The 26666-nt window shown below is 46.0% G+C and carries 22 protein-coding genes and 1 riboswitch; of the genes, 4 read left to right on the top strand and 18 right to left on the bottom strand.

All coding sequences use genetic code 11. From position 1 onward, the window contains the following. Nucleotides 1-75 precede the first annotated feature (75 nt). Nucleotides 76-897, top strand: coding sequence for a 4-hydroxy-tetrahydrodipicolinate reductase (gene dapB, locus OYT88_RS17075; RefSeq protein WP_274401564.1), 822 nt, complete (start codon nt 76-78; stop codon nt 895-897). Nucleotides 898-1049: 152 nt separating this feature from the next. Here dapB and OYT88_RS17070 read toward each other — a convergent pair whose 3' ends face one another. Both OYT88_RS17070 and OYT88_RS17065 read right to left on the bottom strand, forming a co-directional pair. Then, entirely contained in the window at nt 1050-1919 is an 870-nt protein-coding gene (locus OYT88_RS17070; protein ID WP_274401563.1) for a DUF2231 domain-containing protein, read from the bottom strand. A gap of 156 nt (nt 1920-2075) precedes the next feature. Next, nucleotides 2076-2984, bottom strand: a complete 909-nt coding sequence (locus OYT88_RS17065; RefSeq protein WP_274401562.1) for an AraC family transcriptional regulator — start codon at nt 2982-2984, stop codon at nt 2076-2078. 1180 nt (nt 2985-4164) lie between these two features. Here OYT88_RS17065 and OYT88_RS17060 point away from each other — a divergent pair. Next, nucleotides 4165-5217, top strand: a complete 1053-nt coding sequence (locus OYT88_RS17060) for an SDR family oxidoreductase (RefSeq protein WP_274401561.1) — start codon at nt 4165-4167, stop codon at nt 5215-5217. A 588-nt stretch (nt 5218-5805) separates the two neighbouring features. Here the strand turns inward: OYT88_RS17060 and OYT88_RS17055 are convergent. The 12 genes from OYT88_RS17055 to iolB all read right to left on the bottom strand — a co-directional run bounded on the left by OYT88_RS17055 (nt 5806) and on the right by iolB (nt 20416). Next, a complete protein-coding gene (locus tag OYT88_RS17055) occupies nt 5806-6744 on the bottom strand; it encodes an aldo/keto reductase (RefSeq protein ID WP_274401560.1) in 939 nt (312 codons plus the stop codon). A gap of 336 nt (nt 6745-7080) precedes the next feature. Next, nucleotides 7081-8412 carry an acetyl-CoA hydrolase/transferase family protein gene (locus OYT88_RS17050; protein WP_274401559.1) on the bottom strand — a complete coding sequence of 444 codons (1332 nt, stop codon included), beginning with the start codon at nt 8410-8412 and terminating at the stop codon, nt 7081-7083. Nucleotides 8413-8417: 5 nt separating this feature from the next. After that, entirely contained in the window at nt 8418-8684 is a 267-nt protein-coding gene (locus tag OYT88_RS17045) for a SelT/SelW/SelH family protein (protein WP_274401558.1), read from the bottom strand. Continuing rightward, nucleotides 8681-8980: a NifU family protein gene (locus tag OYT88_RS17040; protein WP_274401557.1), complete on the bottom strand. Its 300-nt coding sequence runs from the start codon at nt 8978-8980 to the stop codon at nt 8681-8683. Before OYT88_RS17040 ends, OYT88_RS17045 begins: the two co-directional genes overlap by 4 nt. Before the next feature lie 29 nt (nt 8981-9009). Next, on the bottom strand, nt 9010-10473 hold the full coding sequence (locus OYT88_RS17035; protein WP_274401556.1) for a 4-hydroxyphenylacetate 3-hydroxylase family protein: 1464 nt from the start codon (nt 10471-10473) through the stop codon (nt 9010-9012). 682 nt (nt 10474-11155) lie between these two features. After that, nucleotides 11156-12604 carry a sigma-54 interaction domain-containing protein gene (locus OYT88_RS17030; RefSeq protein WP_274401555.1) on the bottom strand — a complete coding sequence of 483 codons (1449 nt, stop codon included), beginning with the start codon at nt 12602-12604 and terminating at the stop codon, nt 11156-11158. Nucleotides 12605-14102: 1498 nt separating this feature from the next. Continuing rightward, nucleotides 14103-14645, bottom strand: a complete 543-nt coding sequence (locus OYT88_RS17025; RefSeq protein WP_274401554.1) for a DoxX family protein — start codon at nt 14643-14645, stop codon at nt 14103-14105. Between the two features lie 275 nt (nt 14646-14920). Beyond that, a complete protein-coding gene (locus OYT88_RS17020) occupies nt 14921-15391 on the bottom strand; it encodes a MarR family winged helix-turn-helix transcriptional regulator (protein WP_274401553.1) in 471 nt (156 codons plus the stop codon). Nucleotides 15392-15807: 416 nt separating this feature from the next. After that, entirely contained in the window at nt 15808-16299 is a 492-nt protein-coding gene (locus tag OYT88_RS17015) for a DMT family transporter (RefSeq protein WP_443217541.1), read from the bottom strand. Nucleotides 16300-16318: 19 nt separating this feature from the next. Beyond that, nucleotides 16319-16768 carry a DMT family transporter gene (locus OYT88_RS17010; RefSeq protein ID WP_274401552.1) on the bottom strand — a complete coding sequence of 150 codons (450 nt, stop codon included), beginning with the start codon at nt 16766-16768 and terminating at the stop codon, nt 16319-16321. A gap of 1182 nt (nt 16769-17950) precedes the next feature. Beyond that, a complete protein-coding gene (locus OYT88_RS17005; RefSeq protein WP_274401551.1) occupies nt 17951-18730 on the bottom strand; it encodes a DeoR/GlpR family DNA-binding transcription regulator in 780 nt (259 codons plus the stop codon). 867 nt (nt 18731-19597) lie between these two features. Beyond that, nucleotides 19598-20416, bottom strand: a complete 819-nt coding sequence (iolB, locus tag OYT88_RS17000) for a 5-deoxy-glucuronate isomerase (RefSeq protein WP_274401550.1) — start codon at nt 20414-20416, stop codon at nt 19598-19600. Between the two features lie 437 nt (nt 20417-20853). Between iolB and OYT88_RS16995 the strand changes: the two genes are divergently transcribed. Next, a complete protein-coding gene (locus tag OYT88_RS16995; RefSeq protein ID WP_274401549.1) occupies nt 20854-22275 on the top strand; it encodes an MFS transporter in 1422 nt (473 codons plus the stop codon). Between the two features lie 276 nt (nt 22276-22551). Next, complete coding sequence (locus OYT88_RS16990) at nt 22552-23109, top strand: NADPH-dependent FMN reductase (protein WP_274401548.1); 558 nt, start codon at nt 22552-22554, stop codon at nt 23107-23109. Nucleotides 23110-23356: 247 nt separating this feature from the next. Here the strand turns inward: OYT88_RS16990 and OYT88_RS16985 are convergent, their stop codons facing one another. From OYT88_RS16985 to eno, 4 genes are all read right to left on the bottom strand, one after another. Continuing rightward, nucleotides 23357-23518 carry a hypothetical protein gene (locus OYT88_RS16985; protein WP_274401547.1) on the bottom strand — a complete coding sequence of 54 codons (162 nt, stop codon included), beginning with the start codon at nt 23516-23518 and terminating at the stop codon, nt 23357-23359. Nucleotides 23519-23571: 53 nt separating this feature from the next. Beyond that, on the bottom strand, nt 23572-23988 hold the full coding sequence (locus OYT88_RS16980) for a fluoride efflux transporter FluC (RefSeq protein ID WP_274401546.1): 417 nt from the start codon (nt 23986-23988) through the stop codon (nt 23572-23574). A 22-nt stretch (nt 23989-24010) separates the two neighbouring features. Further along, nucleotides 24011-24334 (bottom strand): putative PII-like signaling protein, encoded by a 324-nt coding sequence (locus tag OYT88_RS16975; RefSeq protein WP_274401545.1) that lies wholly within the window; start codon nt 24332-24334, stop codon nt 24011-24013. Nucleotides 24335-24740: 406 nt separating this feature from the next. Further along, the gene (gene eno, locus OYT88_RS16970) at nt 24741-26006 is read right to left on the bottom strand and encodes a phosphopyruvate hydratase (RefSeq protein ID WP_274401544.1); all 1266 of its coding nucleotides are present in this window, start codon (nt 26004-26006) and stop codon (nt 24741-24743) included. Between the two features lie 58 nt (nt 26007-26064). Further along, a riboswitch (Fluoride riboswitch) is annotated at nt 26065-26133 on the bottom strand. Between the last annotated feature and the right edge of the window lie 533 nt (nt 26134-26666).

Here is a 26666-nt window from a genome sequence, read left to right as displayed (position 1 = left end):
GAACGGCATGCAACAATTTATATGATATACTTAAGTTGTTACTTATCAAATCAGTAAATACTGGAGGTCTTTAGATTGATTAGAGTCGCGTTAATAGGATTGGGCAAAACCGGAAAATATCTTGCAAGCGGTATATTAAATCAAAGGAATATGGAAATCGTAGCGGCAATATGCAGCCCAAACAGTCCAAAAAAGGGAATGCGCTTAGGCGATCTGCTTAAAACTAAGAAAACCGATGTAATAATCAGTACTTCCGATGACATAGAATCTATTATTTTTCAGACCCGCCCCGATGTAGTCGTTGATTTTTCAAGCCCGTCATCGACCATGAAAAATATCGCAATATTGTCTGAGATGAAAACGAATATGGTCATAGGCACAACGGGTTTTTCTGAAGAAGATATCAATAGGATCCAGGATACGTGCTACCGATACAAAAACGGAATCGTTTATGCCCCGAATATTACGTTAGGTGTCAATGTCATCATGATCTTAAGCAACATTGCAGCCGCAATACTCAATAACTACGATTTTCAAGTCGTAGAAATGCATTATAAAGATAAAAAAGATTCACCCTCGGGTACTGCGATAAAAATTTCGGACGAAATAGAAGATGGGTTTACTTCGTCAGGATTACCCCCAAAAATAATTCCAATAAGTGCGATTCGTGCCGGCGGTGTCATTGGTAAACATACGGTTCTGGCAGTCGGAAAACATGATCGAATAGAAATCAGTCACGAGTCCTCCTCAAGGAAAGTTTTTGCTGAGGGAGCCATTAAAGCAATCAATTTTATTAATCACAAAACCGGATACTATGAAATGAAAGATGTTCTTAATTTGAAAAAAATCCTTCACGAATACAGCGATAAAAGCAGCGAACTCGCCAGTGAAAGCTGACAGCTGCAGCCAATCAGACGGCAATCCTAGAAGAGCCGATGCTGTTAGCATAAAATAGCGATCAAATAACTCACACCCAGTTAAAAGGATATGAGTTATTTGACCCTTATGAAGCTCACTTATGAAACTTTTGCCGATCTCCGGCGAAACGCTTATTTCCCGAATAATTCAGGGAACAGCGCTACCGTACCGCCGAGGTGAGAGGCAAACGAGATAATCGCGATGCAAACAACGGCACCGACAATGTAAACGGTTTTTCCTTTAAGCAGATCTTTCGCCTCAAAGTGAAAATGGAAGTATGAACGGACTGCACTGAGAATAATGAAGGCGATCATCGATATGACACCCCAGGTTTCATGGAGCTCAAGGGCGGCCCGATTATACTTCACAGGATTCACAGCGGCATGGGCCAGAGCCGGCATTTCTGCAGCTCTCATGTAGCCGGTAATGACAGTTGCAATAATCGCAACCGTACCGAGAATAAGAAAGCTGTAGCCGATGTCCTGAAAACTCTTCGCCCAGCTCTTTGCTTTCCAGATCACTGCAGACAGATCGGCAAGGAAGCCGATAATAATCAGCGGAACGGTGAACTGCAGAACGCCCCAGTGCGGATAACGATAAACTTTAAAAAGCGTGAACGCCAAAATGGCACCGATCAGCGAGAAGATCAGATAGAACAAATTGTCGCCGAAATCTTTCTTTGTTGATTTGAAAAAAACGATTCTGATAACCGCCAATAGCGTGACATAAATAGTAAAAATAATAGCCTTCGTCGCATGCGCTCCGATTTGCGCCATCAAGCCAAGCGATTCTGCGGCAACCAGTCCTGCAAGACAGGTTACAATGCCCATTACCGACGTCGCAATCAGTGTCATGAATCCTGCTCTCTTCAGAGTTGCGTTCCATTTCGACTTTTTGACGAACGATGCAACCAGATCGCAAAGAAAGCTGACGACAATCAGAGCGATCGGGAAATGCAGTACCAGAAAATGAAATGTGTTGAAAACATTAGGTGTTGCCAATTTCTTACCCCCGCTTTCCGGATAAATTCTTAGTAACTTACTTTTTTATCTTAGAACGGACGGCAGAAAATAGCTGGGCTAATTTACCAAGGAAATTTACTTATCTGCTATATAATAGTTAGTATTTGACGAAAAAATGTACAATGATAAATGTTATTAGACAAAAGCGCTACGATCAGAAGCTGTGAGATGCTTTCGATAGACCAAGGGGGAAAGGCCCTCAAAGTGCTTGAACACCCGATCAAAATTGCTGACATTGCTGAAACCGACTTTTGCAGAAATCATCATAATCGTCAAGTCTGTTGTGATCAGCAAATCTTTAGCCGCCTGAATACGTTCCTTATTGCGATACTCAATAAACGAAAGACCGGTTACTCTCTTAAAATTGCGTGTAAACGCTGATTGACTTATTCCGCAATAAGTACACACTTGTTCCAGAGTGATCGGATTCATATAATGCTGCTTGATATACTTGCAAACCTCCTGATATAAATCCTGCTTCATGATAACCGGATCTCCCGGCTGATGAGATCCGGCATTTGTCCATCTGCTGAGATAGACAAACAGTTCCATTAACTGCAGGCGGATCAAACAGTGATACCCCCACTTTTTTTGGTCGTATTCGCTGTACATCTTTTCCAGCAGCATCAGCAGTTCAAATCGTTGACTCGGAATCAGGGTAAAATATGAGATGAAATCCTTTTTTCCTACAATGGAGGGGTCAATAAAAAAGGGATCAATATAGCTCAGCGCATGATCTAAAGCCGGCCATTCACCGCCCAGCAGATCCTGGCAAAATGCAACTTGATAAATTCTCAGATACGAACCCTTTGCTACTTGATAGGAATGTTCTACCCCGGGCTGAATGATCAGCACACATCCCCGCCCGAGATAAGTCTCCCGATCCTTATAGCGGTGTACGCCCTCACCGCCTGCTACATAAAACAGTTCGGTAAAATCATGATCGTGCAATCTGCAGGATTCACCGCTCCTGTACTTATCGATACCGATATGGAACGGAAATTCCGTATCGGCAAGCATTTGCTTTTTTAAATAGTGTATCATTGAGAAGATCATCCTTTTTTTGTCTGCAGTTTAATCGATAAATGACGGCCGTTAATCGCATGTCCGGCTCACGTTGAACAGATCCAAAATTTATCCTTCGTAATATTACCCAATATGTTTTTTGATCATTTTGCTTTCCGATGGTTCATCTGTCATTTTACATGATCCTCCTACACTCCAGAGAGAAATATTGTTACAAGCCTTTATATTTTTACGTTTAAGTTGGGAATGCCAGTATCCGAACCCTTACTCTTTCTCACTCAGTCTTTTGCAGAACATCATAGGGGACTTGAATAATACTTTTATAATCGGGAGGATGCCCAGCACTCGCGCCCCAGTTGTGAAAGGGCCGGAGCGGGACCTGGCGCTTCAGCTATTTTATCCAATTAATATTTGCAGAGGACGTTTCGCTTTATTGAATTGAGTCCGGAATTCAGGCTGCGCCGTCTTTAGTAATTGCAGGTCCTGGAAATGGCTGCGCCGTCTTCTCCTTGCCATTTACTGTTTGAGGTCGGCAATACTCATTCCGCTTCCTTACACATGCAATAAAAACCGAATCCAATTAATTTCTGCGGACATGGCGGTAATGTGCGGTTTGAGTACCTCTCCTGCATTGCGGCGAAAAGCTGAAGACATCAAACTTAAATATTCGGAGAATTCGCTTATTAATTAAGGTGTCCCGAACGTTGACTGGACTATATCCATGAGTCATTCCCTTCCCATAGCTAACTCTAAGTGTTTCCCGATCAATACGCAATAAGAATATATGATGATCCCTCCTGCTCATCCCAAAGTTGTTGAATCTTTGAACGCTGCTGATGATAAACGGCGATCTGCTTTTTATATCTCCATATTTACCGGCAATTTTCAGCACTTTTCATGTGGATACACGGCGGATCAAAAAACGAGCGGCACTTGCGCATGTCATACCCGTCCCTGAGCATGATTGGCCTTTCAGAAAAATTGACGATGTTCACAACATGGCACGTCTGTATACATAAATTGAGCAGACACTCATTTCTCATAGGTATAAAAAGACTGTTGGAAATTTATTTCCATTTAGTTCACGGACAGAAACAATTCTTTTGACGCCTGCTGCTTTTTTGGGTATACCAAAAGAGGTAAGTAAAATGAAACGTTAGAGCTCCATCAATAAGAGAATTGAATCGGAGGGTGAATGATGGCGAAGAAAACAGCGCTCGTTGCAGGAGCAACCGGAGTCATTGGCAGATACCTTGTCTCTCATCTGAAAAATCTGGAGGACTGGGACGTCATCGGCGTTTCGAGAAGAAAGCCGGAAAAATCCGACGGGGTCCGTTATATTGAAGCAGATTTGCTGCAGCCGGAGGAATTGAGCAAAAAATTCAGCGGCCTGGATCAGGTAACCCATATCATCTACGCGGCTTATCAGGATTATGAATCGGATCCGGAACAGCAGGTTTCGATCAATCTGGCCATGTTCAGAAATGTGCTGAACGCAGTCGAACAGGCCTCGCCGGCTTTGGAACGCGTGCTTTTAATGCAGGGTGTCAAGGCGTACGGCGTTCACCTCGGTCCATTTAAGACCCCTGCTCAAGAAACAGATCCCCGCCATATGCCGCCGAATTTTTATTATGATCAGGAAGATTATATGCAGGAAGAACAAAAGGGAAAATCCTGGTCCTGGACGATCCTGCGCCCCGATGTCGTCTGCGGATTCTCGCTCGGAAATCCGATGAATATTGCCATGGTCATCGGCACCTATGCATCAATCTCGAAAGAGCTGGGGCTGCCACTCCGCTTCCCCGGAAAAGCTTATCCATACCTGGCTCAGGTCACCGATGCCGGGCTGCTCGCCCGCTGCACGGCGTGGGCAGCCACGGAAGAAAAATGTGCGTTTGAAATCTTCAATGTGACCAACGGCGATTTTTTCCGCTGGAAGAATCTCTGGCCAATCATTGCGGACCGCTTTCAGATGCGAATCACTTCGCCTCAGCCGATACCGCTTGCGCAGGTCATGGCCGACAAACAGCCGCTCTGGTCGCGCATAGTCGATAAATATCGCCTCCGCCCGATTCCATATAAGAAACTGGCATCCTGGGGATTCGGCGATTTTATTTTTAACTGCGATTACGATGTCATGTCGGACACGACCAAACTGCGGAAATTCGGATTTCACGAAGTGGAGAGCAGTGAAGAAATGTTTCTCCGGCTCTTTGACGAATTCAAGGAAGAAAAAGTTTTGCCGTTCTGATCGATCAGCCCGACGATCAGCCGTATGCGAAAAATCAACACTTCATCCGTCATGTTTCCACTAATGAGAACAAACAGACAGACCAGTAAACAAAGAATCCTGTGAACAATGGGCGGCACGGTTTTCTTTCGTTGGACAGTTCCGTTAGAGATAAAGAAACAAGAAAAGCACTCAAAATGTCACCGGCTTTTGCGGGATCATCCTCCAATTAATCGTAGCGCCCGCCTTGAAGCGGTTGAGTTTCAGGTACCCGATAATCCGGCGGGAGGCCTGAGCAATCGGGCTTCCTGCAGACACAAACAAGGCGCCCTCCGCAGCATNCAATTAATCGTAGCGCCCGCCTTGAAGCGGTTGAGTTTCAGGTACCCGATAATCCGGCGGGAGGCCTGAGCAATCGGGCTTCCTGCAGACACAAACAAGGCGCCCTCCGCAGCATTTTCGACGGATTCGATACCGGGCCGAATCCGATTCCTTTTTTTCTTCCCCGCATGCCGAATAATGAGCATCATCCTTGCGCCCAGAAAAGGCGCTTCCGCCCAAATGCGGAAGCGCCTTTTCTAATCTCTGCCGCCATGGCGGCAGCAATCATCAGACAGTCTTGAAGTTTCGATCAATCAAGTCGTATTCTTCTTTTGTGAGTTTGACTTCCAGCGATTGCACAATACCCGGAATCTGAGCGGCATTGCGGGCACCGGGAATCACGGCGGTCAAGTCAGGATTGGCCAGATACCACGCCAGCACGATCTGGAGCACGCCCACTTGATGCTGTTCGGCAATCGGGCGCAGCGTATCCACCGCTTCCATCGTTTTTTGGAACAATGCGCCGTTGAATCTTTTATCCCTGCTGTGCGGATTACCTTCGGCAAACGTCGTATCTTTTCTGTACTTGCCGCTGAGCAGCCCCGATTCGAGCGGAAAGTACGGTACAAAAGAAATGTGCTCGTCTCTCAAATAGGGAAACAGCCTTTCTTCCTCATCGCGGTGAATCAGGCTGTAGTAATTCTCGACGATATCGACATATCCGTCCCGGTTCGCTTCCTTCGCCTGTTCAGGCGTGAAATTGGAAATGCCGACTGCCCGTATTTTCCCCGCTTCGCGCATTTCCTGAAGAGCGCCGACCGCTTCGCTTTTCGGCGTCTCTTCATCCGGAAAATGAATATAGAAGATATCGATATAATCTGTTTTCAGTCGTTTGAGTGCATCGTCCACCGATTTTTTCAGAAATTGCGGGTCATTATTCATAACTTCTTCGCCGCTTGAGAGATCGTGGGCCGCTTTATCGGCAATGATCACCTGATCTCTCGGAAAATCGGCAATGACTTCGCCGATTAATTCTTCGGAGCGCCCTTTGCCGTATATAAACGCCGTATCAAGCAGTTGAATACCCGATTCAAGCGCGGCGCGGACCGCTTCCCGGCCGTCTGCTTCCGACAGATTGGCAAACAGATTGTGCCCGCCTACTTTGTTCGTGCCCAGTCCAAGCGGTACCGTCTTGACCCGGCTTTTTCCAATCGTCACCTTGTCCATCATTATGCCCCCTCGCTAACATGTCTATCGCCATTAATATAGCACAGCGGCTGATAAAAATCCGTTTTTATGCCTGTCAGCGGTACAAAGTGCTTTGATTGAGAAAAAGAAAGGCCGATGAACGATCCGCGGGTGGTCGGTCCCTTAATGGATCAACTTTCTTTAGACGAAATGAAAGCAGATAAGCCTTTGTTTTTTCCGCGCGGATACCGGAGCAGCATAAATTGAAAGCGCACAATGTCGCCGTCTCATTGCCGTTGCAGCTGTGCGCTTCTTTCAATATCTTTTTCTGTGATTCGATTGGCCGTGAAAGACGCTGCCGGTCAATAAGGTGCGTCAGGCATAGGCTTTATGCGGGGCGTCCTGAAATTTGCTGTGAAAACGTTTTTCATATTCTTCGATCAAATCCGGACGGAAATCGGGATGGGCAATCTCAATCAGTGCCCGCGCGCGATCGCGCAAGGTTTTCCCTTTTAATTTGGCGATGCCGTATTCGGTAATCACATAATCCACTTCATCCCTGCTGGTTGTCACCGCCGCACCCTCAGTGATTAATGGAACGATCTTGGAAATTGTGCCCCGTTTCGTTTTCGTCGTTGACGGCATCGCCATGATCGATCTGCCGCCCCGGCTCATTTGCGCGCCGCGGACAAAATCGACCTGTCCGCCCACGCCGCTGAACTGCGTTAAGCCAATGTTTGTGGAAACCACTTGCCCCGTAAGATCAACCTCTATACAGGAGTTGATGGCAACGAGATTGTCGTTTTCGGCGATGATGTACGGATTATTGACAAAATCCACCGGATACATCTCCACCGACGGGTTGTTATTGACATAGTCATAGAGCCGTTTTGTACCCATTAAGAAGGTAACGACACTTTTGCCCGGATGAAAATTCTTGCGTTTGTTAGTAATCACTCCGGCTTCCATCAATTCAACGGTGCCGTCTGAAAACATTTCCGAATGAATGCCCAGGTCTTTTTTGTCCTTCAGAAACAGCATAACCGCGTCAGGTATCGCACCGATCCCAAGCTGGAGGGTGTCGCCGTCGTTGATCAGAGATGCACAGTTCTTGCCAATGGCCCGCTGAACGTCGCCGATCTTTCCCTGCGGAAGTTCGATGACCGGATCATCCGCCTCAACGATACAGTCCAGTTCGCTTATATGAATAAAACTGTCACCGAACGTACGGGGCATATTGGCATTTACCTGGGCAATCACCAATTTTGCCGCCTCAGCCGCAGGTTTCGAGTAATCAACCGATACGCCGAAACTGCAATAGCCGTGCTCATCCGGCGGCGAGAGATTCACCAGAGCAACGTCGACCGGCAGAGTAGTGCGAAAAAGTTCCGGAACTTCCGAAAAGAATACCGGTGTGACATCCGCCCTGCCATCGGCAACCGCCTGGCGCGTGGATGCGCCGACAAACAGGCTATTGTGGCGGAAATGTTTTTCCATCTCCGGCCGGCAGTACGGAGAATTTCCCATCGCAACCATGTGCACAATTTCCACGCCCTTATATTGATCAGCATTTTCGACCATGGCGCTGATCAGTGTTCTGGGTTCGCCGACCGCGTGGCTCACAACCACCCGATCTCCGGATTTTATCCGTTTGACAGCTTCGCCGGCCGTCATCAGTTTGTCTTTATACAGCGTTTTCCAATCCATAGGGCTCACACTCCTTTGAGTGAAATAAGCAGGCGGCGGAGTCCTGCATAATCCTCCGCCCGTACAAGTATTATTTTCCCAAGTATGCCGTGCAGGGCGGCATGATCGGCACAGGCCACTTCGCAGCCGCAGATGACCACGACCAGATCCGCCTCTGCTTCCCCGGAAAATACAACATCAATATCGGGGAAATCCGTGCGGAGCTGCCGGACAATTTCTCCGCGGTCATAACGAGGATTGCAGCCTCCGCAAAACTTGACGCGTATCTTCATTGCGCACGCCGGAATTCCATGAGGAAACGTGCCTGTTTTATCAGGCTGTCGCTGACTCCGCTCTCAAATTCAACCTTCCTTATTTTCGGAAACGCGGTCCGTACCTCATCTTCAATCAAGGATTCAAGCGTCAGCGTGGCGGAGGGACAGCCACGGCACGCGCCCAGCATCCTCATCCGCAAAACGTTTCCTTTCAGGTTAACGATCTTCACATTTCCTTTATGCAATGCCAGCGCCGGCCGGATTTTCTCGTCCAGGGTTCTTTCGATTTTCTCGATCATTTCGTTTTCCATCATTTGCCACCCCCGATGAAGTGATTGACTTTTTACGCATGCGCATATTCCTTGACATGCGCGATTTTTTTCGCCAGCTCCTTCTTCATCGGCAGATTGCCTTGACGCGCAATCATGATCCGCTGGGCTTGAGGAGACCCCGCACCGTGCATCGATTCTGTCCTGTATCCTACGGCTGCCGTGCCGAGAGTCAAGTTTTCGATCAGTCTCAGAATGCGGATCCGGTTTTCGGTGGAAACCTCCGGATTTGCTTTAAAATATTTTTTAACGTATGGGCCCAGTTTTGCGTCGCGCAAATCTTTTTCGGAAGGTGCAGTGACCATCAGTCCGCCGGCAATGTCTTCCGCAAGGCGGGCAATTTCATACGGGAATCGGGTCACATTCTGTTTGCAGACATTGGCCAGCAGCAAATTGATCAGATAGTTGCCCGAAGCGGTCGGGCTGCCTTCGGCCGAACAAGCAATCCCGCAGCAGTACAGTGTCTCGTTGAGATGTGTCATTTCAATAAGCTTGTCTTTAATATGGCTGGCCTTAGGTACGCCGTTGTAATCGGCCGCAGTGGCCGCCGCACCAATCAGCACATCGCCGACTCCGACTTTGCAGCCTCCATAGCTCTGGCGATGGTAACCGGCAAAGCGCTCTACCAGTACACCCGCAAATTCAGCCTCGCCGTTTAGGAAAATCCGGTCGTTGGGCACGAACACATTGTCGAACACGACCAGCGCCTCCACTCCGCCGAATTCACTGTTTCCGACATCGATTTCCGTGTTTTCCATTTTCCGTGTGTCGCACGACTGACGCCCGATAACCATAAAGATACCTTGAGTATCGATCGGAACGGCGAAAGCTACCGCATAGTCCTTATCCTCAGGTTTCATTGCAATCGTCGGCATGACAATGATTTCGTGAGAGTTGAGCGCCCCGGTCTGGTGCGCCTTGGCACCTCTTACGACAATGCCGTCTGGACGGCGTTCTACAACATGAAGATACATGTCCGGATCAGGCTGGGCATGCGGCGCCAATGAACGGTCGCCTTTAGGATCCGTCATGGCGCCGTCAACGGTCAAATCGTTTTCCTGTACATAAACCATGAATTTTTTAAAATTTTCAAAATAACTGGTGCCATATTTTTTATCTATTTCATAGTCCGTGCTGTAAACCGCGTTAAATGCATCCATCCCCACGCAGCGCTGAAAACAAGCCGCCGTCTGCTGGCCGAGCAGCCGCTGCATTTTTACCTTTTTCACTAGGTCTTCGGTATTGCGATGAATGTGGGTGAAACGATTGATCCGATGGCCGGTCTCCGGTGATATCGCCGTCATTAAGTCTTCATATTCCGGTTTCTGTGCGAGATCGTACGTCATCCTGACAGAATTCAACGAAGGGCGCAGAATGGGGTTGTCCACCGGAACCTCCACTTTTTTCCCGAATAAATAAACCTGTGTTTTTAATCTGCGAATACTTTCAATGTATTCTTCCCCGGTTTTCAGTGTCATGACAATTTTCTCCTTTCATTCCTGTTATTTTTAACATCAGGGAAAACATCAAACAGCTTTCTGACGGGACTCCCGCTTACTCCCTCCTCCTCCGAAAATTAGTCCCACCTGTGTTCTCCCTCCAACACTACATAAGCAAGCATTATGCCAAATGAGGCACAGCACTAAAAAAGTGCCGAATCACGGCCTAAACCCGGCATATCCTCTTTTTTATCTCCCAAAAGCAGTGTGTTCCCCGTTGCGAATTTAAAATGGATGTAAAAATAAAAAGGCCGCCATAAACAGGATTAACCGTGTTTAAGCGGTGTTTCATTTTTAAATCATTGTTTTATTTTTAAAACAGTGACAACGGCAGCAATCCCGCAGTCACAAGACGGTTTCCTTTCTGTGAAATCAAAAAAGGATCGAGCCTTCATAAGCGGAGAGAAGAAGAACCCCTGCTGTTCACCGTTCAGCCGCTCTTCTCAGCCCACACGTACTGAATGGCTTTTCCGTATGTCTATCCGAATCACAAACATCGGCCGGACATCCGTGAAAAAGACAGGTTGACGGTCAGCCGCCGGGCGGCTGACTCCCATATCCCGCCCTTGCCGCGCTGAGATATCAGAAACCCCAAGCCGACCGGCGATTTTAACGCGTTTTCACGATCGCTTTTTTCTCCCTTGTACTGTTTCGTTTTATTCTACAACACGCTTTTTTCCCGAGCCGGAACTTTTCCTGAATATTTTTTCCGCTTGCGGGTGTATGTGGCAGGATCCATCCGAAGGCTTCTGGCAGCGGCACGTACATTATGATATTTTTCATAGGCGTGATCAATGTATTCGCTTTCAATTTCTTCAAGTATCTTTTTTAAATCGATCCCTTCACCGTTATCAGCCGGCCGGGGTATTCTCGGCGTGCGAAGCGACAGCGATGCGGCAGTGATTGTGTCTTCCTCACTCATAATAAAAGCCCGTTCAACCACATTTTTCAGTTCCCGTACGTTACCGGTCCAGTGATATTCTTTAAGTCTCGCCATTGCGGTTTTCGTAAGCTTCTTGCTTTTCCCGTATTTCTTATTAAAAGACTCAAGCATGCTCTCTGCCAGGGCGGGAATATCTTCTTTCCGCTCGCGCAGCGGCGGTATAACGACCGGAAACACATTCAACCGATAATAGAGGTCGGATCGAAAGGTCCCCGCCGCAACCATTTTCTTCAAATTACGGTTGGTGGACGCCAGAATCCGCACATTAATTTTGACCGGTTTGCTGGAACCTACCCTGAGTATTTCCTGTTCCTGAAGCACGCGCAACAGCTTGACCTGCATATTCAGCGGCAGATCGCCCACCTCATCCAGGAAAATCGTGCCCTTGTCGGCCACTTCAAACAGTCCGGGTTTTCCCTCTTTGTTCGCGCCGGTAAATGCGCCGCCTTCATACCCGAAAAGTTCACTTTCGATCAGACTTTTGGAGATCGCTCCGCAGTTTACTTTAATAAAATGTTCTTTACAGCGCGGGCTGTTCCGGTGTATATAATTAGCAATGACTTCTTTGCCGACCCCGGTCTCCCCGAGAATCAGCACTTCCGTATCAAGCATGGCCACCCGCTTGACCACACGCAGCAAATCCAGCATTTTCCTGTCCTTCGCTACCAGGTTCGTATCGCCGAGAATCTGTTTCCAGATCATCTTGATTTCGGTCTGATAGTGCTGATTAAGCTTAACGTTTTGAGCCAGCTTTTCCTTCAGACGATAGAGTTCGGAAACATCGCGGACATTTGTAACAACCATGACGATCCGCTTATTATGATTAAAAATCGGTGTGCTGGTCACGACCGCTTGTTTTCCTGTCTTGAACTCCTGATCCAGCGTGGCGGCTCTGCCGCTCTTGAGCGCAATCAGGCTTGCCGACTTTGAGATGACGCCGGCCCGTTCAAGATCCCGCATATTTTTCCCCATAACTTCTTCTTTTGTAAGGCCTGATATAATCTCATAAGAATAGTTTATCAGGATGGTATTGGCATTCCCGTCGGTTATATAGATTCCATCGAAAGAATTTTCAAGTATGGCTATCAATTTGGCAGGATCGTCTTTAAAATTTTTAAAAAAATCAAGTTCCGCCGCGCCGGGCGGACAAGCAAATTCTCCCTTCATGATATGGCCTCCCTCAAATGCCTTTTGCTCAATCACAAGGCCCGGAGCCAAAAATGTTTATGAATCTGCTTTCTCAAGCACCCTGCGTTTTCTTTTCCTTCAGCCCCGAACTGTTTTTTCAAAGTTCAGCGAGCCGCCAATCCGGCTGTTCAAACGCTCGATGCCGCTGCGCGATCATAACGCCATTCCACTTATAGCTGTCCCGGGCAATGAATGTGTACCTCTGTTCGCATGGTTGACAAAAGCTTGAACGACCGGACAAAACAGTGCGTCATTGATCTTAAAATTTTTAGCAGACATACTTGTTCTCTTTTTCACAAATTGTATTATAAAACCTTTCAGTCTTTCTTTTGCAATATACAATTCCTCTGTTAATAAGATTTACCTACTTCCTGTTATATAATAGCACCGACAATAATCAGAACAATTTAGTTTTTTTTACGAATGGATTTTTTATATAGCCAATATTAATAATAGCCACAAAACAGCCAGTCCGTGGCTGTTACCCTTTGATATCTGCTGATCAGCCTGTTTTTGCTTGTAAGTTTGTCATCTTCATGATTGTCTCCGGGCCAAAAACAAAATTGTCCGGGAACGGGCGTATGAATGCTCGTAAACCTGGCTCCGGCTGATAAAGATAAATACGAATAAAGTTGTTCAATCGGAGCAATGTAAGCCGCATGCTTCCGTTGAATTTAATCTCCATGTCAAAATAGTTATTTACGCATTGTTCCTGGATTCAGTCTGGTTTTCATAACAAAAGGGTTCTCTCCTGTCCCGACATTATAAACTGTAAGAAAAAGATTTATTGCTTAGTTGACGAATTCCATGCACAGTCCGATCGGATTTAGAGAACTGCACCCGATCAAAAAAGGTAGAGTCGGAACTGAGAAAAACTATCAGTCGCACCGAATGCAGCTGAACTTGCACCGAAACGTTAAACAGCCTGTTTCAGGAATGTGTATCGGTAAGCGCACCTCGTTTATCGGTCGGCACAGCAACTTTATCGGTCGGCGCACCTCGTTTATCGGTCGGCACAGCAACTTTATCGGTCGGCGCACCTCGTTTATCGGTCGGCACAGCAACTTTATCGGTCGGCGCACCCCGTCTATCGGTCGGCGCAGTAACTTTATCGGTTGTTGTGCCCCAATGGCGCCGGAACCACCTCCTAATCCGGCTGAATCAGTGTAGCAAAAATTCAGTATTCCATATTTTTACAGCTTTTCACTTCATTCCTATTGATGCCGCACAGTGCGAGGCTACTGCGCAACACCGCCTGTCCTGAATAAGCAGCAAAGGCTTTATTTGCATGCTTTCGTCGGGCCATAAGTGCAGACAAGGCCCTGCGCTGCCGGACAGGCGCAGTACTCGTAATCACCGGCCGCTTATACAACCAAAAGCAAAATAAAGCGGGCCGGTGCCGCCTCAGAACCGGCATCAGTCCGCTATAAACATAAAAATTAAAAATTATTTCAACGTGCGCTAATGTACTGACGGATCATTGAGCTTTGCGGGACGGCTGCACGGTGTCCTCATGATTTCCCCAGTTCAGTTTCTCGCGCGCGAAACGGCGAATATACGGGATGACCCAGTAATCCCCGCCGATTTTGCCGCTATTGAAGCCGCTGTACAGCAAAATCGATCCGAGCAAGATGTAGAGCGGGTTGACTGAAACCGTGCCGCCAAACAGATAGATAAAATTCAGGAACAGAGCAAAGAAGGTAGCCGCCGTCGTCAGGACGCCGATGATTAATCCGATTCCGATCAGAAATTCACCCCAGGACACAAGAAAACTGAACAATTGCGCATGAGGCAGCGCAATGTTTTTGATGAATCCGTTATAGACCGGATACAAAACCGTTTTCTCAGGACTAAGAACAGGATTCTTAAGGATGCCTTGCATAAATCCCGCTGCACTGAATGGGCTTTCATTTCCCCACAGCTTAGCAAATCCGTCAAGAAGCCATTCGTAGCCAAGATACAGACGGATCAGCAGCAGAACAATAGATGCATACTTATTCGTTCTTAACCAATGTACCATAATTAGTTCACTCCTCAGCATAGTCTGCAATTTTGCGGCAATCGCGGCTTCGTTAAAGCGGATTATCCAAAATTGCTTTCCATGGAATGTAATTATTACGAATTTAATTATAGTGTCGTTCCTTCAAACAAAATAGCCTCAAAACATTTCTTCTTTAAAATGTCACGCACGTTTCGTTTAAATTTCACAAAAGGGTAACAGATTGTTCAACAGATCATGGAAGGAAGCCTGAGTGTGCAGGCCAAAAAAGGGGAAAGCAGCTGGATGGAAGCACCTTAATATTTCTTCAGTTCCACTTGCAGGATTCTGTCAAGAAATTTCTTAATAATCCTCAATTCATCCGCAGAAAATTCTAATAGCATGTCTTCTAAGCGGGCATCTTTTAGTTTATGCAGCCCTTCGTGAACCGTGGAGACCTCATTGCCGCGCGCCGTTGTCCGATAGACGCGCCCTCTCTTATCATTCATTTCCTGTGCAATGTCCACCAGTTTTTCCTCTTTGAGCCGATTCGTAATTTTCGAAAGTGTGCCTGGCAGAATGTTCAAGGCGCAGCAGATGGATTTGCCATTGGTGTCCGGGTGCGTATAGATATAAGCAAGCACATGCATATGCAGCGTCGTCAGCCGGGGCCATTTAAAAGAAACATGCTCCGCCATCCACCGTTTTTCTTTATCACTGTCGCTGTCTAAATTAAGCAGCTGATAATAGGTCTCTATTATTTCCATCAGGTTTTGATCATTTTTCATAGTCACAGAATCCCCAAAGTAAAAATATTCATTCAGGCAAGGAACGCTCAACAAAGTACTTTTTGCTTTATTTGCAGTATATCATATGGGTACCCGTCCATGGCTGAAACACCCGAAAAATTTGTAAATATTGCTTAAACGGGAAGCGTAAAATCCGGTAACGCTTAAGACTGAACTGCATCGCGATTCTTCACCCCTGAAAAACCAGAAAAAGCCGCGGCCGGTGCAGCGGTGCGGCAGAATCAAGGTACAGGGCCGTGCGGGCAGCGAACCGTTTTAGCAAGCCCGCCTCGCCGGTAAACATTCGGAACGGACACCGGCGTAATCGACGCCTTCTCCCGGCGGCCCCTCGCCTAGTTCCTCCGGCAGCTCCGCTCGCGCATCTTAAGTGAACGGCCGTACTGCTGGTCGCCTGCTCAGAAATGCTGAATGAAAAAGATCCCCGCCACCATCAGAATCATTCCGACAACACGCATCACGTTAACCCGACGTTTCGGAACATGGAACCATCCGAAGTGATCGATAATCAATGCGATGACCATCTGGCCGCAGAAAGTCAGCACGACGGTGAGCGCAGCACCGACGACAGGCAGGAGAAATATATTTGCCGATACAAAAATAGCGCCTAATAATCCGCCGATCCAAATCCATTTCGGACTCTTCGAGATGATTTCCTTTCCTTTGCGGATCACATCTTTGCGGAATAATCGGCGCCGTTCCAGAATAGAGATCAAAAGAATCAGCACAATCGTTCCCACAAAAAAAGAATTGAACGCCGCGGCAAGCGGTGCGTGAATCGCGTCTCTCAGTTCCGCATTAATCGATGTCTGAACAGGCGACAGCGTCCCTGCCAGTACTCCCAAAAACATAAAGAGCAAGATATGAACGGACGATGTTTTTTTTCTCACAAGACAGACTCCCTAATCATCAGAATCTTTCCACCACAAAAACGCCGGCCAACATGAGCAAAATACCCAGAAGCCTCGGACCGTTCAACTCATGAACCGGAACACGGAACCAGCCGAATTGATCAATGGCAAGCGCCATGATCATTTGGCCCAGCAAGGTTACAACGACCGTTAATGCCGAACCCAGATGCGGCAGCAAAAGGATGTTCGCAGTCAAATAGACAACGCCGATGCATCCGCCTCCGATAAGCATCCACAAAGGAAGGGAAAAAAGGTGCGCGCCCTCGGAAAAAAAATACGGTTCGGCGATTAAAGAAACGATGAACAGGAAAACCATACCGACAAAGAACGAGACAGCCGATGAAATAAACGGAGATTTTAATCGTAAACCAAGCCGTGAATTAATCGATGTTTGAAGCGGAATGACCATCCCGGCAAAAAGGCCGAAAAGCAATAATAAAATCAACATCAGCAGTCAATACTCCTTGTGAACCAATGATTGGAAATCTTACTTTTAAAATTATTTGGACCCTGTATTTCTCCCCAAGCCCTCCGTCTTCAGGCGGACAGAGCCGTGCATTTCTTATCGAAATACCGGGCCGATTCCATCCAGCTACATGAATAATGAAACACATCTGCTGAGCAGTTCTTATGAAGATAATTTTAAAAACAACAATACACACTACTCATCACACAAACCGCCGAGTGCGACTCACCGGCAAGTCGATCGCTTCATAAGCAGCCTTAAATATAAGACCTTCCATTTAATCCGCATTCAGCTTGATAACCTCAAAGGGACGGGACATATCCGAACCATTCCCGCCAATACTGATTCATGCTGCCATATTTCAAAACGGTACGTAATACCCCGAATACTAGCACAAATAATCGAAGTTGGGAATTGATGATTTAGCTGCGCCGTTCAAACGACCGCGTCATCATTGATGAATGTTACCTCAAAAGAGGCGGCTCGTATACATGGTTTCATGCATCTGAGTCGTCTCTTCTTAACGCCGGTTCCGGGACTGAAAGTCGAGCCTCGTTCCCGTCCTGTCTAACTTAATAATTATAAAATATCGGAAGAAAACCGTCCGCTTCTACATGACCAATATTAAATAATCCGAAATGCGAAGGCACCATCGATTCATGATACCCCTTCGGTCTTTGCCCGTCCATGAATCACTAAACAGCGTTCTTAGATCCTTATAAAAAAAGGCAAAAAAATATGATATATCTTTTATCTATATGAATAATAGACCCTATTCCGGAGCCTGCCTAATTGATATCGTGCATACTGGATATAGTTAAAACGCATAGCTTGTAAAAGAGGATGTTATGACCAGCTTTGAACAAATACGATATTTTCTGGAAAACTGTCTGCTTAACAAGGAGTGTTTTCAATTCTGTTTCCGTGCGTCCTTCGATAAGATCAAATCTGACCAGTGGCACGATTAAATTTCTCCCTTTTATCTGCGTCTCAATAGTGCCACAACATGATCATCACATTACCATTCTGACGGATCTTTTACCGGTTATTTATAAAAAGGAGAACAACGATCAACTGTACTCACGGGTTCCGGACAGATGAATAACGGCATCATCAAGCCTTTTCTCCGACATTTTTTTATTTTAAACGTCCGCAGAAGTCGATTTATTTATCCTCTGCTTCTTCTTCGGCAAGCGCCTGATATACATTAATATCGTGTTCCTTGCAATAAATAGCGTACTCATTCTTCAGCGGTGCCCCGGTAATCAGGGCATCAACGCGATCCAATTCCGCGTAAGTGAGCAATGTATACTTATCGAATTTTGAGTGATCGGCCAAAACGTATAGTACATGAGACTTTTTAACAATCTCTTTCTTGATCGAATACTCAAGTATATCCGTATTCGTTAATCCTCTCGAGATCGACAAACCTGTTGTAGCCATAAATGCTTTATCAATATTAAATTTCTCCAGCACGTCCCAACCATCTAAACCGATAAAAGAATTGGTGTCCCTTTTATAAACATTTCCGACAACAATAATACGAAGATTGGGCAGCTGGGACGCACTGTTGATAACATCCAGATTATTGGTCACAATCGTTGCATTCCGGGTAGAGGGAATAAACTCTACAATGTGACGCGTCGTCGTACCGGAATCGATAAAGACGATATCATTTTCTTCTATAAATTGCGCGGCGCAGCGCGATATCGCTATCTTTTCATTCTGATTGCTCGTATCGCGGTCCGAAAAAGGAATGAGCCCGGGATCTGCAATCGTAACACCGCCGTAGACTTTCTTAATCGTTCCCTTTTTCAGGATTGTATTTATATCTCTCCGGATTGTATTCTTGGAGACGTCAAAATGTTTGCACAATTCATCCAGCGTTACTGTTTCATGCCTGACAACATAATCCTCGATTTCCTGTAACCGTTTTGTTTTCATATAACCACCTATACAATTTAATCTATCTATGGTAAATATATCACTTATTATTTTATTAATCAAAATATATTCATTATATATCCATTTATATTATTAAAACTTTTGAAATGATTATAAAATCATTCATCCTTGTATGCAGGTATTCCCATTTTATTCGACTGAAATGGGAGTCCTCTCCGTCGGCCATAAAACAGACCCTAAGCCCTATGACAGGCCGGATCAAGAACTTCCATTTGAGAACATTGACTCTGAAGTCCGCTTTCCCGCCCATGAGTATCTATCTGTGACATGTTCCGGTATAAAGGAGAGCCCGGGACCGTGACATGCATGAAGCCCGTAAGGATTCAGATGAAAAAGTCGCTGAAAGGCTGGCACTGAAAAATGCCGGAATCAACTGCATGGATAAACTTGCAGCAGAAGTCCTATTTTTTTTATAAAAACCTCGAGGCCCGGAATAGATACACTTTATGATATCATCTACAGTCATGCCTCCCACCTTTCACTGCGTGTCGAAAAATGGAAGAGTAAAATTAAGATTTCCCGGATGATTCGATTCATACAAAAAAGCCGCAATGTTGACATTTCTATCCTCTCATCGGCAGCGGACCTGGAAATGAACAAGCGGCTCTTCTTCTTATTTTTTATATGTGATGATTTGATTTTAATTTAACGAAAGAATACCGGCATTTTTTCAGGCTCTATCGTTTTTTTTCAATGGTTCCGAGCGCGGAGAACATATACGGCCGCTGCCGTAATATATGTCCCAAGACGAAGGGAGGGCAGGCCAGTCGAAATAGCCGATCGCGCCACCATCAACAATTCTGATCCGGCAAGTATCACAGTAATTGAAAAAAAACAATCGCTCAATTACTTACGGTTGAGAATCCATTCATGATCCGGATCATTGTGAAACTTCCAAATGCGTGTCGGACCGGCCATTACATTTAAATAATACGATGTATAGCCGTCGGGCACGCCGACCGGGTGATAGCCTCTCGGCACTGCTACCACATCGCCGTTTTCAACTGCCATCGTTTCATCGAGGCTGCGGTCATCCGTGTAGACCCGTTGAAAAACAAAGCCCTGTTTCGGATTGATCTCATGGTAATAGCTTTCTTCCAGGAAAGATTCCTGCGGCAGATTGTCCTGATCATGTTTATGCGGCGGATAGCTTGAAAAATTGCCTGGTTCTGTATACACTTCTACGACAAGCAGGCTGTTTGCCGAAGGGTCATTATCGGGAAGAATATTTTGTACAAGACGTTTATTATTATATTTACCGCGCCGCTCAATTGAATTATCTTTGGCTGTAATCAGCCGCGTAGGCAGCTGCTTTTCCGAAGGAGAGTAGCACAGAGCCAGATGGCAATCGCTATCCGCCGTTACGTTGAATGTCTTATCATTTGTAATATACACGCTGTCTGTCGGTATTTTATCAAATACAGATTGCCGTTTGCCGATTCCGAAAAAAGTCCGGCGGCCGTCGTTCACGGTTGCCCGGCCGGTCAGGACAACGATACATACTTCTTTTTTATCCAATTTTTCTTCATACCGGGCGTTTTTCTTTAAATCAAGCAATTTGAATGAAACATATCTGAGCTCGGAGTTTGTCTCATTGACATCCTGAATCAGAGTGACACCCGGCGCCAATTCTTTTGACGAAGGTTTATACTGCAATTTCCCCACAGTTAAGACTCCCTTTTATTTATGATTTTTTCAGCCGTAAATAAAAATGCAAAAATAGTGTACGCGTTTTCATTTAACACCCATTTGACTGCTTACATGCTTACAAGATGATAGAAATGCCATTAATCCTCATCTTAGTGCAGAAATATTATTATATGTTGAATATATTTTGATTATATTTATATCTTATTCTAGCCTATTCAAAATATCAAGAGATTTAAATCAAAAAGCAGATAAATTCATTCGGGGCAAAAACGTCTTTGAAGAGGCGGTTCACCTGATTTTCGGGTTCCCGTCCCACAAAGCACACTTGATACAATCAATAGTTATCAAATATCAATCACAAAATGACCATTAATTGCTTTTTTCTGGTACTATTAATGGGCGGTTGCGTTATAAAGTTATGAATCATTCCATGGATTCCGGAGGCATTCTTAATGATGAAAACGAACACTCGGATGAATATTCTCATAAGCGGTCTTGCTTTAGCCATTTTTATGTCTTCACTCGATACCAGTGTCGTCAACATCGTTTTGCCAACATTGGTGAAAGCGTTTGACAGTACATTTTCAGAAGTTCAATGGGTTATCATCAGTTATATGCTGGCTGTCACGTCCCTTATTGTTGCAGTCGGACGATTGGGCGATCTGTTCGATATAAAGAAAGTTTATGGAATCGGTCTGGCCGCCTTTACAATCGGATCGCTTATCTGCGGATTGTCGCCAAGTATCGTTATCCTGTCGCTTTCTCGTTTTGTTCAGGGAATCGGTGCTGCAATCATCATGGCGCTCAGTTTCGCCATTGCACAGGATGCATGCGATAAAAAGACAGCTGTAAAGGCGATGACCATCCTGACGGCGATGGTTTCGCTCGGATTTGCGATTGGACCGACCATCGGCGGCACGCTCATCGATCTGTTCGGATGGAGAGCCATCTTTTTCATTAATGTTCCTCTTGGCGTTTTATCTCTCTTATTCATGAAAGTTTACCGGCCGGATTCTGCCAAAAGCAGGGATTCTTTTGATTACTTGGGTGTACTCGCACTCATCGGAACATTGTTTCTGTTTGTCTCGGCACTGCAACTCGCCGAAAATAAAGGATTCGGCAATTTTCTTTTCTTTTTACTCATAATGGGTGCAGTCATTTTTCTTTTTGCCTTTTTTACAATTGAGAAGAAGGTGCAGCACCCATTAATTCCCTTCTCTTTATGGAGCGACCGGTTATTAACAGCCAGTTTGATTGTCAGCATTCTCGTTTACAGCAATCTGAATTGCGTTCAAGTGATCGCCCCCTTTTTCCTTAAAGGGGTCTCCCATTTAAGTGATGCACAGATCGGGCTTGTTTTTTCCGCCGGTCCCGCAGCAACGACTCTTTTCGGATTTCTGGCCGGATGGCTGATGCATCACACCGGGCCGGCGAAACTGATGGGATTTGGCATTATCGCCATTCTGATCGGAGATTTTACAATGACCCTCCTGTCTTCCGCCAGCGGCGCATGGGGCTATGTGTGGAGAATCATCATCATTAACGGCGGGCTGGCTTTTTTCCAAACACCGAACAATGCGGTCGTTATGCAGAAAGCCCCTGATTCAAAAAGGGGGTTGTACTCCTCCATGCTCGGACTTGGGCGTAATCTCGGACTGACCGTCGGTGCTTCGGTAATGAGTTCGCTGTTCGCCATGCTTGCTTATGCATACACGCCGGCAAAAGAGGCGATGAGCATGCCCCGCCCTTTAATCTTTGCCTATCATCAGATGTTCCTATTGCTCATCGCCATCACGGCTGTATCTTTTTTCATCCTTTGCGCAGGATTTTACAAAAGGCGGGGACGCGATTTCGAGAGCTCAAGAACGGAATAAGATTGCGGACCGCTCCTTGTGTCTAACGCCGGATCATCAAAAGACGGGGCGGATATCTTACTGACACGGCTGCTCCACACTCTGCGCCTATTCGGCTGTCCGGAAAACAGCATGATTCCGCAAGGGGGCATCTTGATCGGATCGCGCGTCTGATCTTAATGGATCAGCCGATCGGCTCAAGGGCCGGCAAGCATGAAAAGTAACGATTTGAGTAAAAAAATTTTAAAAGTGATAAACTGAACTTGAGTTTTCTACTATATTTTGGAGGCGAATTCTATGGCAGGTAAAAATATCGGCGTTCTGGTCGGCAGCCTGAGAAAAGATTCCTACAACAGGCTGGTGGCAAAAACATTAGCCCCTCTTTTCCCAAAAGATTATCACGTTAATTTTATTAAGTTGGACGATCTGTCTTTTTATAATCAGGATTTTGACGATGAAAACCGTGTACCCGAATCCTGGCAGACATTTCGCAAAACGTTGCAATCAATCGACGCGGTGCTGTTTGTCACGCCTGAATATAATCGGTCCGTTCCTGCCGTTTTAAAAAATGCGCTGGATGTTGGTTCCCGTCCGTACGGACAAAGTGTATGGGATAAAAAACCGGCTGCAATTGTCAGCGTGTCCATCGGCGGAATAAGCGGCTTCGGTGCGAACCATCATCTGCGCCAGTCTTTAACATTCCTCAATATGCCGACACTGCAGCAGCCGGAAGCCTATATCGGCCATGTCGCTTCATTAATTGATGAGAACGGAAAAATTACCAATGAAAACACGCTGAAATTCTTCCAGACAATCGTTGATGCTTTTGTAGAACTGATCAGGAGATATAATTAAGGCTAATCAACGGCTTGTATTATAAAACGGACCCCTGTGCTGTTCAAGGCACGGGGGTCCGTTTCTGTCCGGTTTCAAATAGTAAAGGAAAGTATTACAAAAAATGATCGCACAAAACCAATAATCACCTAATCGCCTGAACATAGCGAAACACACAGAAAATGATACAAAAATCCCCCTGGTCAGAGCTGTGCAGCCGCCAAAAGCAAACGAGGCAACGGAGGGGGGACGCGATTTCAGGAAAACATTAGTGACCTTCTTTAAAAAACAGGATGATGACAAGAATACAGGCAAATAGGATGATTGACCAGTTCACTTTTAATCTTAACAGCGACACAGCAATTGCAGCTGCTCCTATCCCCATTAACCGTGCGATCAATTTGGTTACTGCCGAGCGAGATCTGAACATAGACTTTCTCTCCCGTTTATGAGTCGTATTTGTACGATTGAGCGAGAATTTTCTTACACTGCATCATCACGGGCGTCCTGCAGCGATCTTTTTTCTCTAATCAAAATCAAAAGAAATTTACTGGTCTGATAGCCGAGCGAGCAGGCAAAAAAACCTCCGATACTGCTGATCATCAGATAAGAAAAAGCCAGCAGATAGCTTCCCGCCTGAAATAAATGAAAGGTTTCGAAGGCAAAAGTGGAAAAAGTCGTAAACGAGCCGACAAATCCGGTGCCTATGGCTGATACGACACGTGTCGATAATTGCGGCAGCCAGCTTAAAAAGCGCGTTACAAAAGCCAGCAAAAAACAGCCGAGCAGATTAATCAGCAATGTTGCCAGTGGAAAGGATTGTGAATGGATGAGTAATTCAAGCGAATATCTTGAAAGTGCACCTAGAATGCTAAAAACAACCAGTAAAATATAATACACAAATATCCTCCTCAGGCATGGCCTATTTACTTACAATCAACTGGACAGGTGTTGTAAAAATCGCCCCATTTTTAACCAATTTCCGCAGTCCGGACAATAATTCGGGCAGGTGATCGGCAGGGACAACGGTTTCAACGACAATCGGCGTTTTTTTACTGAATGAAAATATACTTTGTTTACGAATCACCCGGTCTCTGCCATAGCCGACCAATCCTTGAGTGACCGATGTCCAGCAGGCTTTTCTTTCTTGAAAAAAGCTCAGCACTTTTTCATATTCTTCTTTTCTGAACCATGAATTCTCTTCTTTCGTATAAACCTTGACGGTAAAATATTGATGTCCGTCCATGTCGTTTCCTTCCCCCCCTTTTGTCAGGCTCGCCTGATTCTGCCTGATAGGTTTTTATCCGGACGAAACTTTTAAATTTCTCTATCATCTTGCCCTTGCGATGATAGATGCCCACTTGTTTCATGCCTGGATCTCCAAAATGTGGATAAATGAAAGCAAAGCGCTGATTAACAGTCGGTTCTGTGTCTGCGCGATCATTTAAAATCATTCTTTTGAGGCGGGGCGCCCATCCCGGATCCCTCTGCCGAAAAAAATGCGGCAGCCGCTGCATTGATAAGAATTCAGCATCCGGACATTTTCTGATCGCCCGCCGGCAACAATCCTGAGCCGCTTATCATCTCAGGCACCTCCTCAAGTAAAAAAAGCACTTGTTGAATGTCTCAACGAGTGCCGACATACAAACCGATTATTTTTTAAAAGGAAAGGGAGTCATCACGGCGTCCTGCCCCAGTTCTTCCTCAATCCTTAGAAATTGATTATATTTAGCGATCCGTTCGGTCCGGGCCATGGCACCCGTTTTAATCTGCCCGGCTGCCAAGCCAACGGCAAAATCGGCAATGAAGGTATCTTCCGTTTCTCCGGAACGATGTGAGATCATCGTTGTATACCCTGCACGGCGTGCCATATTAATCGTTTCAATGGTTTCTGTCACGGTTCCGATTTGATTCAGTTTGATCAAAATCGAGTTTGCAATTTTCTTTTCGATTCCTTCCTTAAAAATAGCCGGATTCGTAACAAAAATGTCATCGCCGATTAATTGAACGCTCCCCCCCAGACGTTGTGTAAACGCGGGCCAATTTCCCCAGTCGTGTTCAGAGAGCCCGTCTTCAATGGAAACAATAGGATATCGCTGAATCAGATTTGCATAGTAGCCGATCATATCATCGGCACTTAAATGTTTGCCTTCAAAGTGATAGGTCCCATCTTTATAAAATTCGCTCGAGGCCGGGTCAATGGCTATCGCGATATCTTTTCCCGGCGTGTACCCGGCGGTTGTTATCGCTTCAATCAGCGTCTCAATTGCTGCCTCACTGGACTCGAGATGCGGTGCAAAACCGCCCTCATCTCCAACCGAAGTGGCGAGCCCCTTCTTCGCCAATATGCTCTTTAAAGTATGATACGTATCAGCGATGCTCTCAACACCTTCACGGAAATGATTGAAGCCAATGGGCGTGATCAGAAACTCCTGGATATCAATCCCCGAATCTGCGTGCTTGCCGCCGTTAATCACATTGAAAAAAGGACGGGGAAGCTGAATATCGATGCCGCCTAAATAACGGTAAAGCGGAATACCTTCAGATAATGCCGCGGCCCGGCAAACCGCCAGCGAGACGCCAAGCATGGCATTGGCGCCAAGTTTCTTTTTTGTTTGCGTTCCGTCAATCTGCAAAAGCAGCTGATCAATCTTTTCCTGATCAAACGGTGAATGGCCGATTATAGCGTCCTTAATGGTGCCATTTACATTCCCGACCGCCTGAAGAACGCCCTTGCCGCCCAGGCGCTTTCCACCGTCTCTGAGCTCGACGGCTTCTTTATCGCCCGTTGACGCTCCGGACGGAACACTTGCACGTCCCAGTGTTCCATCATTCAGGCGAATGTCCACTTCAACCGTTGGATTGCCTCTTGAATCGAAAATTTCCCTTGCCTTAACAGATTCAATTTTTGCAGTCATCACAATATCCTCCTTGAAAATAAAATAAAACGTCTACCTTAATCCTTCCCGGGAAGAACTTAAGGTAGACGTTATTAGCTGTTAGTATGAACAACACTTCACGGCGAACGCCATCGCCTCTTTATTTATGACGTCATTGTATCACAACGGCTGGAGAAAGCAAGTGCAATTAAATGAGACACTTCCGCACTGTATCTCTTCTCCCTCTTCATGCCCTGCGTCCCGGTGAGAAAGTTCCAGGCCTGGGAGCGGATACTGTCAGCTTCCCGCCTGTGCTGCGCTTATAGCAACTGTTCCATGATGTTAGCGCATGTTGCCTGCCCGCGGATATGTTGACTTCTGCCCAATGGGTCCGTGCATTCCTTTCTGCCTCCGGGGACTCCCCAAAAAACAAATTCTTAAAAATAAAAATGAGTATCCTCTCAACTCATGCATCCAGTCAAGCTGCGGCGTGGAAGCGCCGTCTATTCCTCTGAAAAGCGATCGGTTTGTACAAGCGGCGGTCTATGGCACTCTGAATTTTCATGCGAACAGCGATTCTTTCTTTTTTCGGGGCGATAAACTCCTGACGGGGCGATACTCCGCCAGAATAGGGCGAATGGCGACCATTTTAGGGCGATTGTTCGCTGTTTTAGGGCGATTCTTTCTTTTTTCGGGGCG

Origin of the sequence: Sporolactobacillus sp. CQH2019 (assembly GCF_028765345.1) — a bacterium.
GTDB lineage: Bacteria > Bacillota > Bacilli > Bacillales > Sporolactobacillaceae > Sporolactobacillus.
The sequence above is the reverse complement of the archived record's forward strand: the minus strand, read 5'-3'. Positions and strand labels throughout refer to the sequence as shown.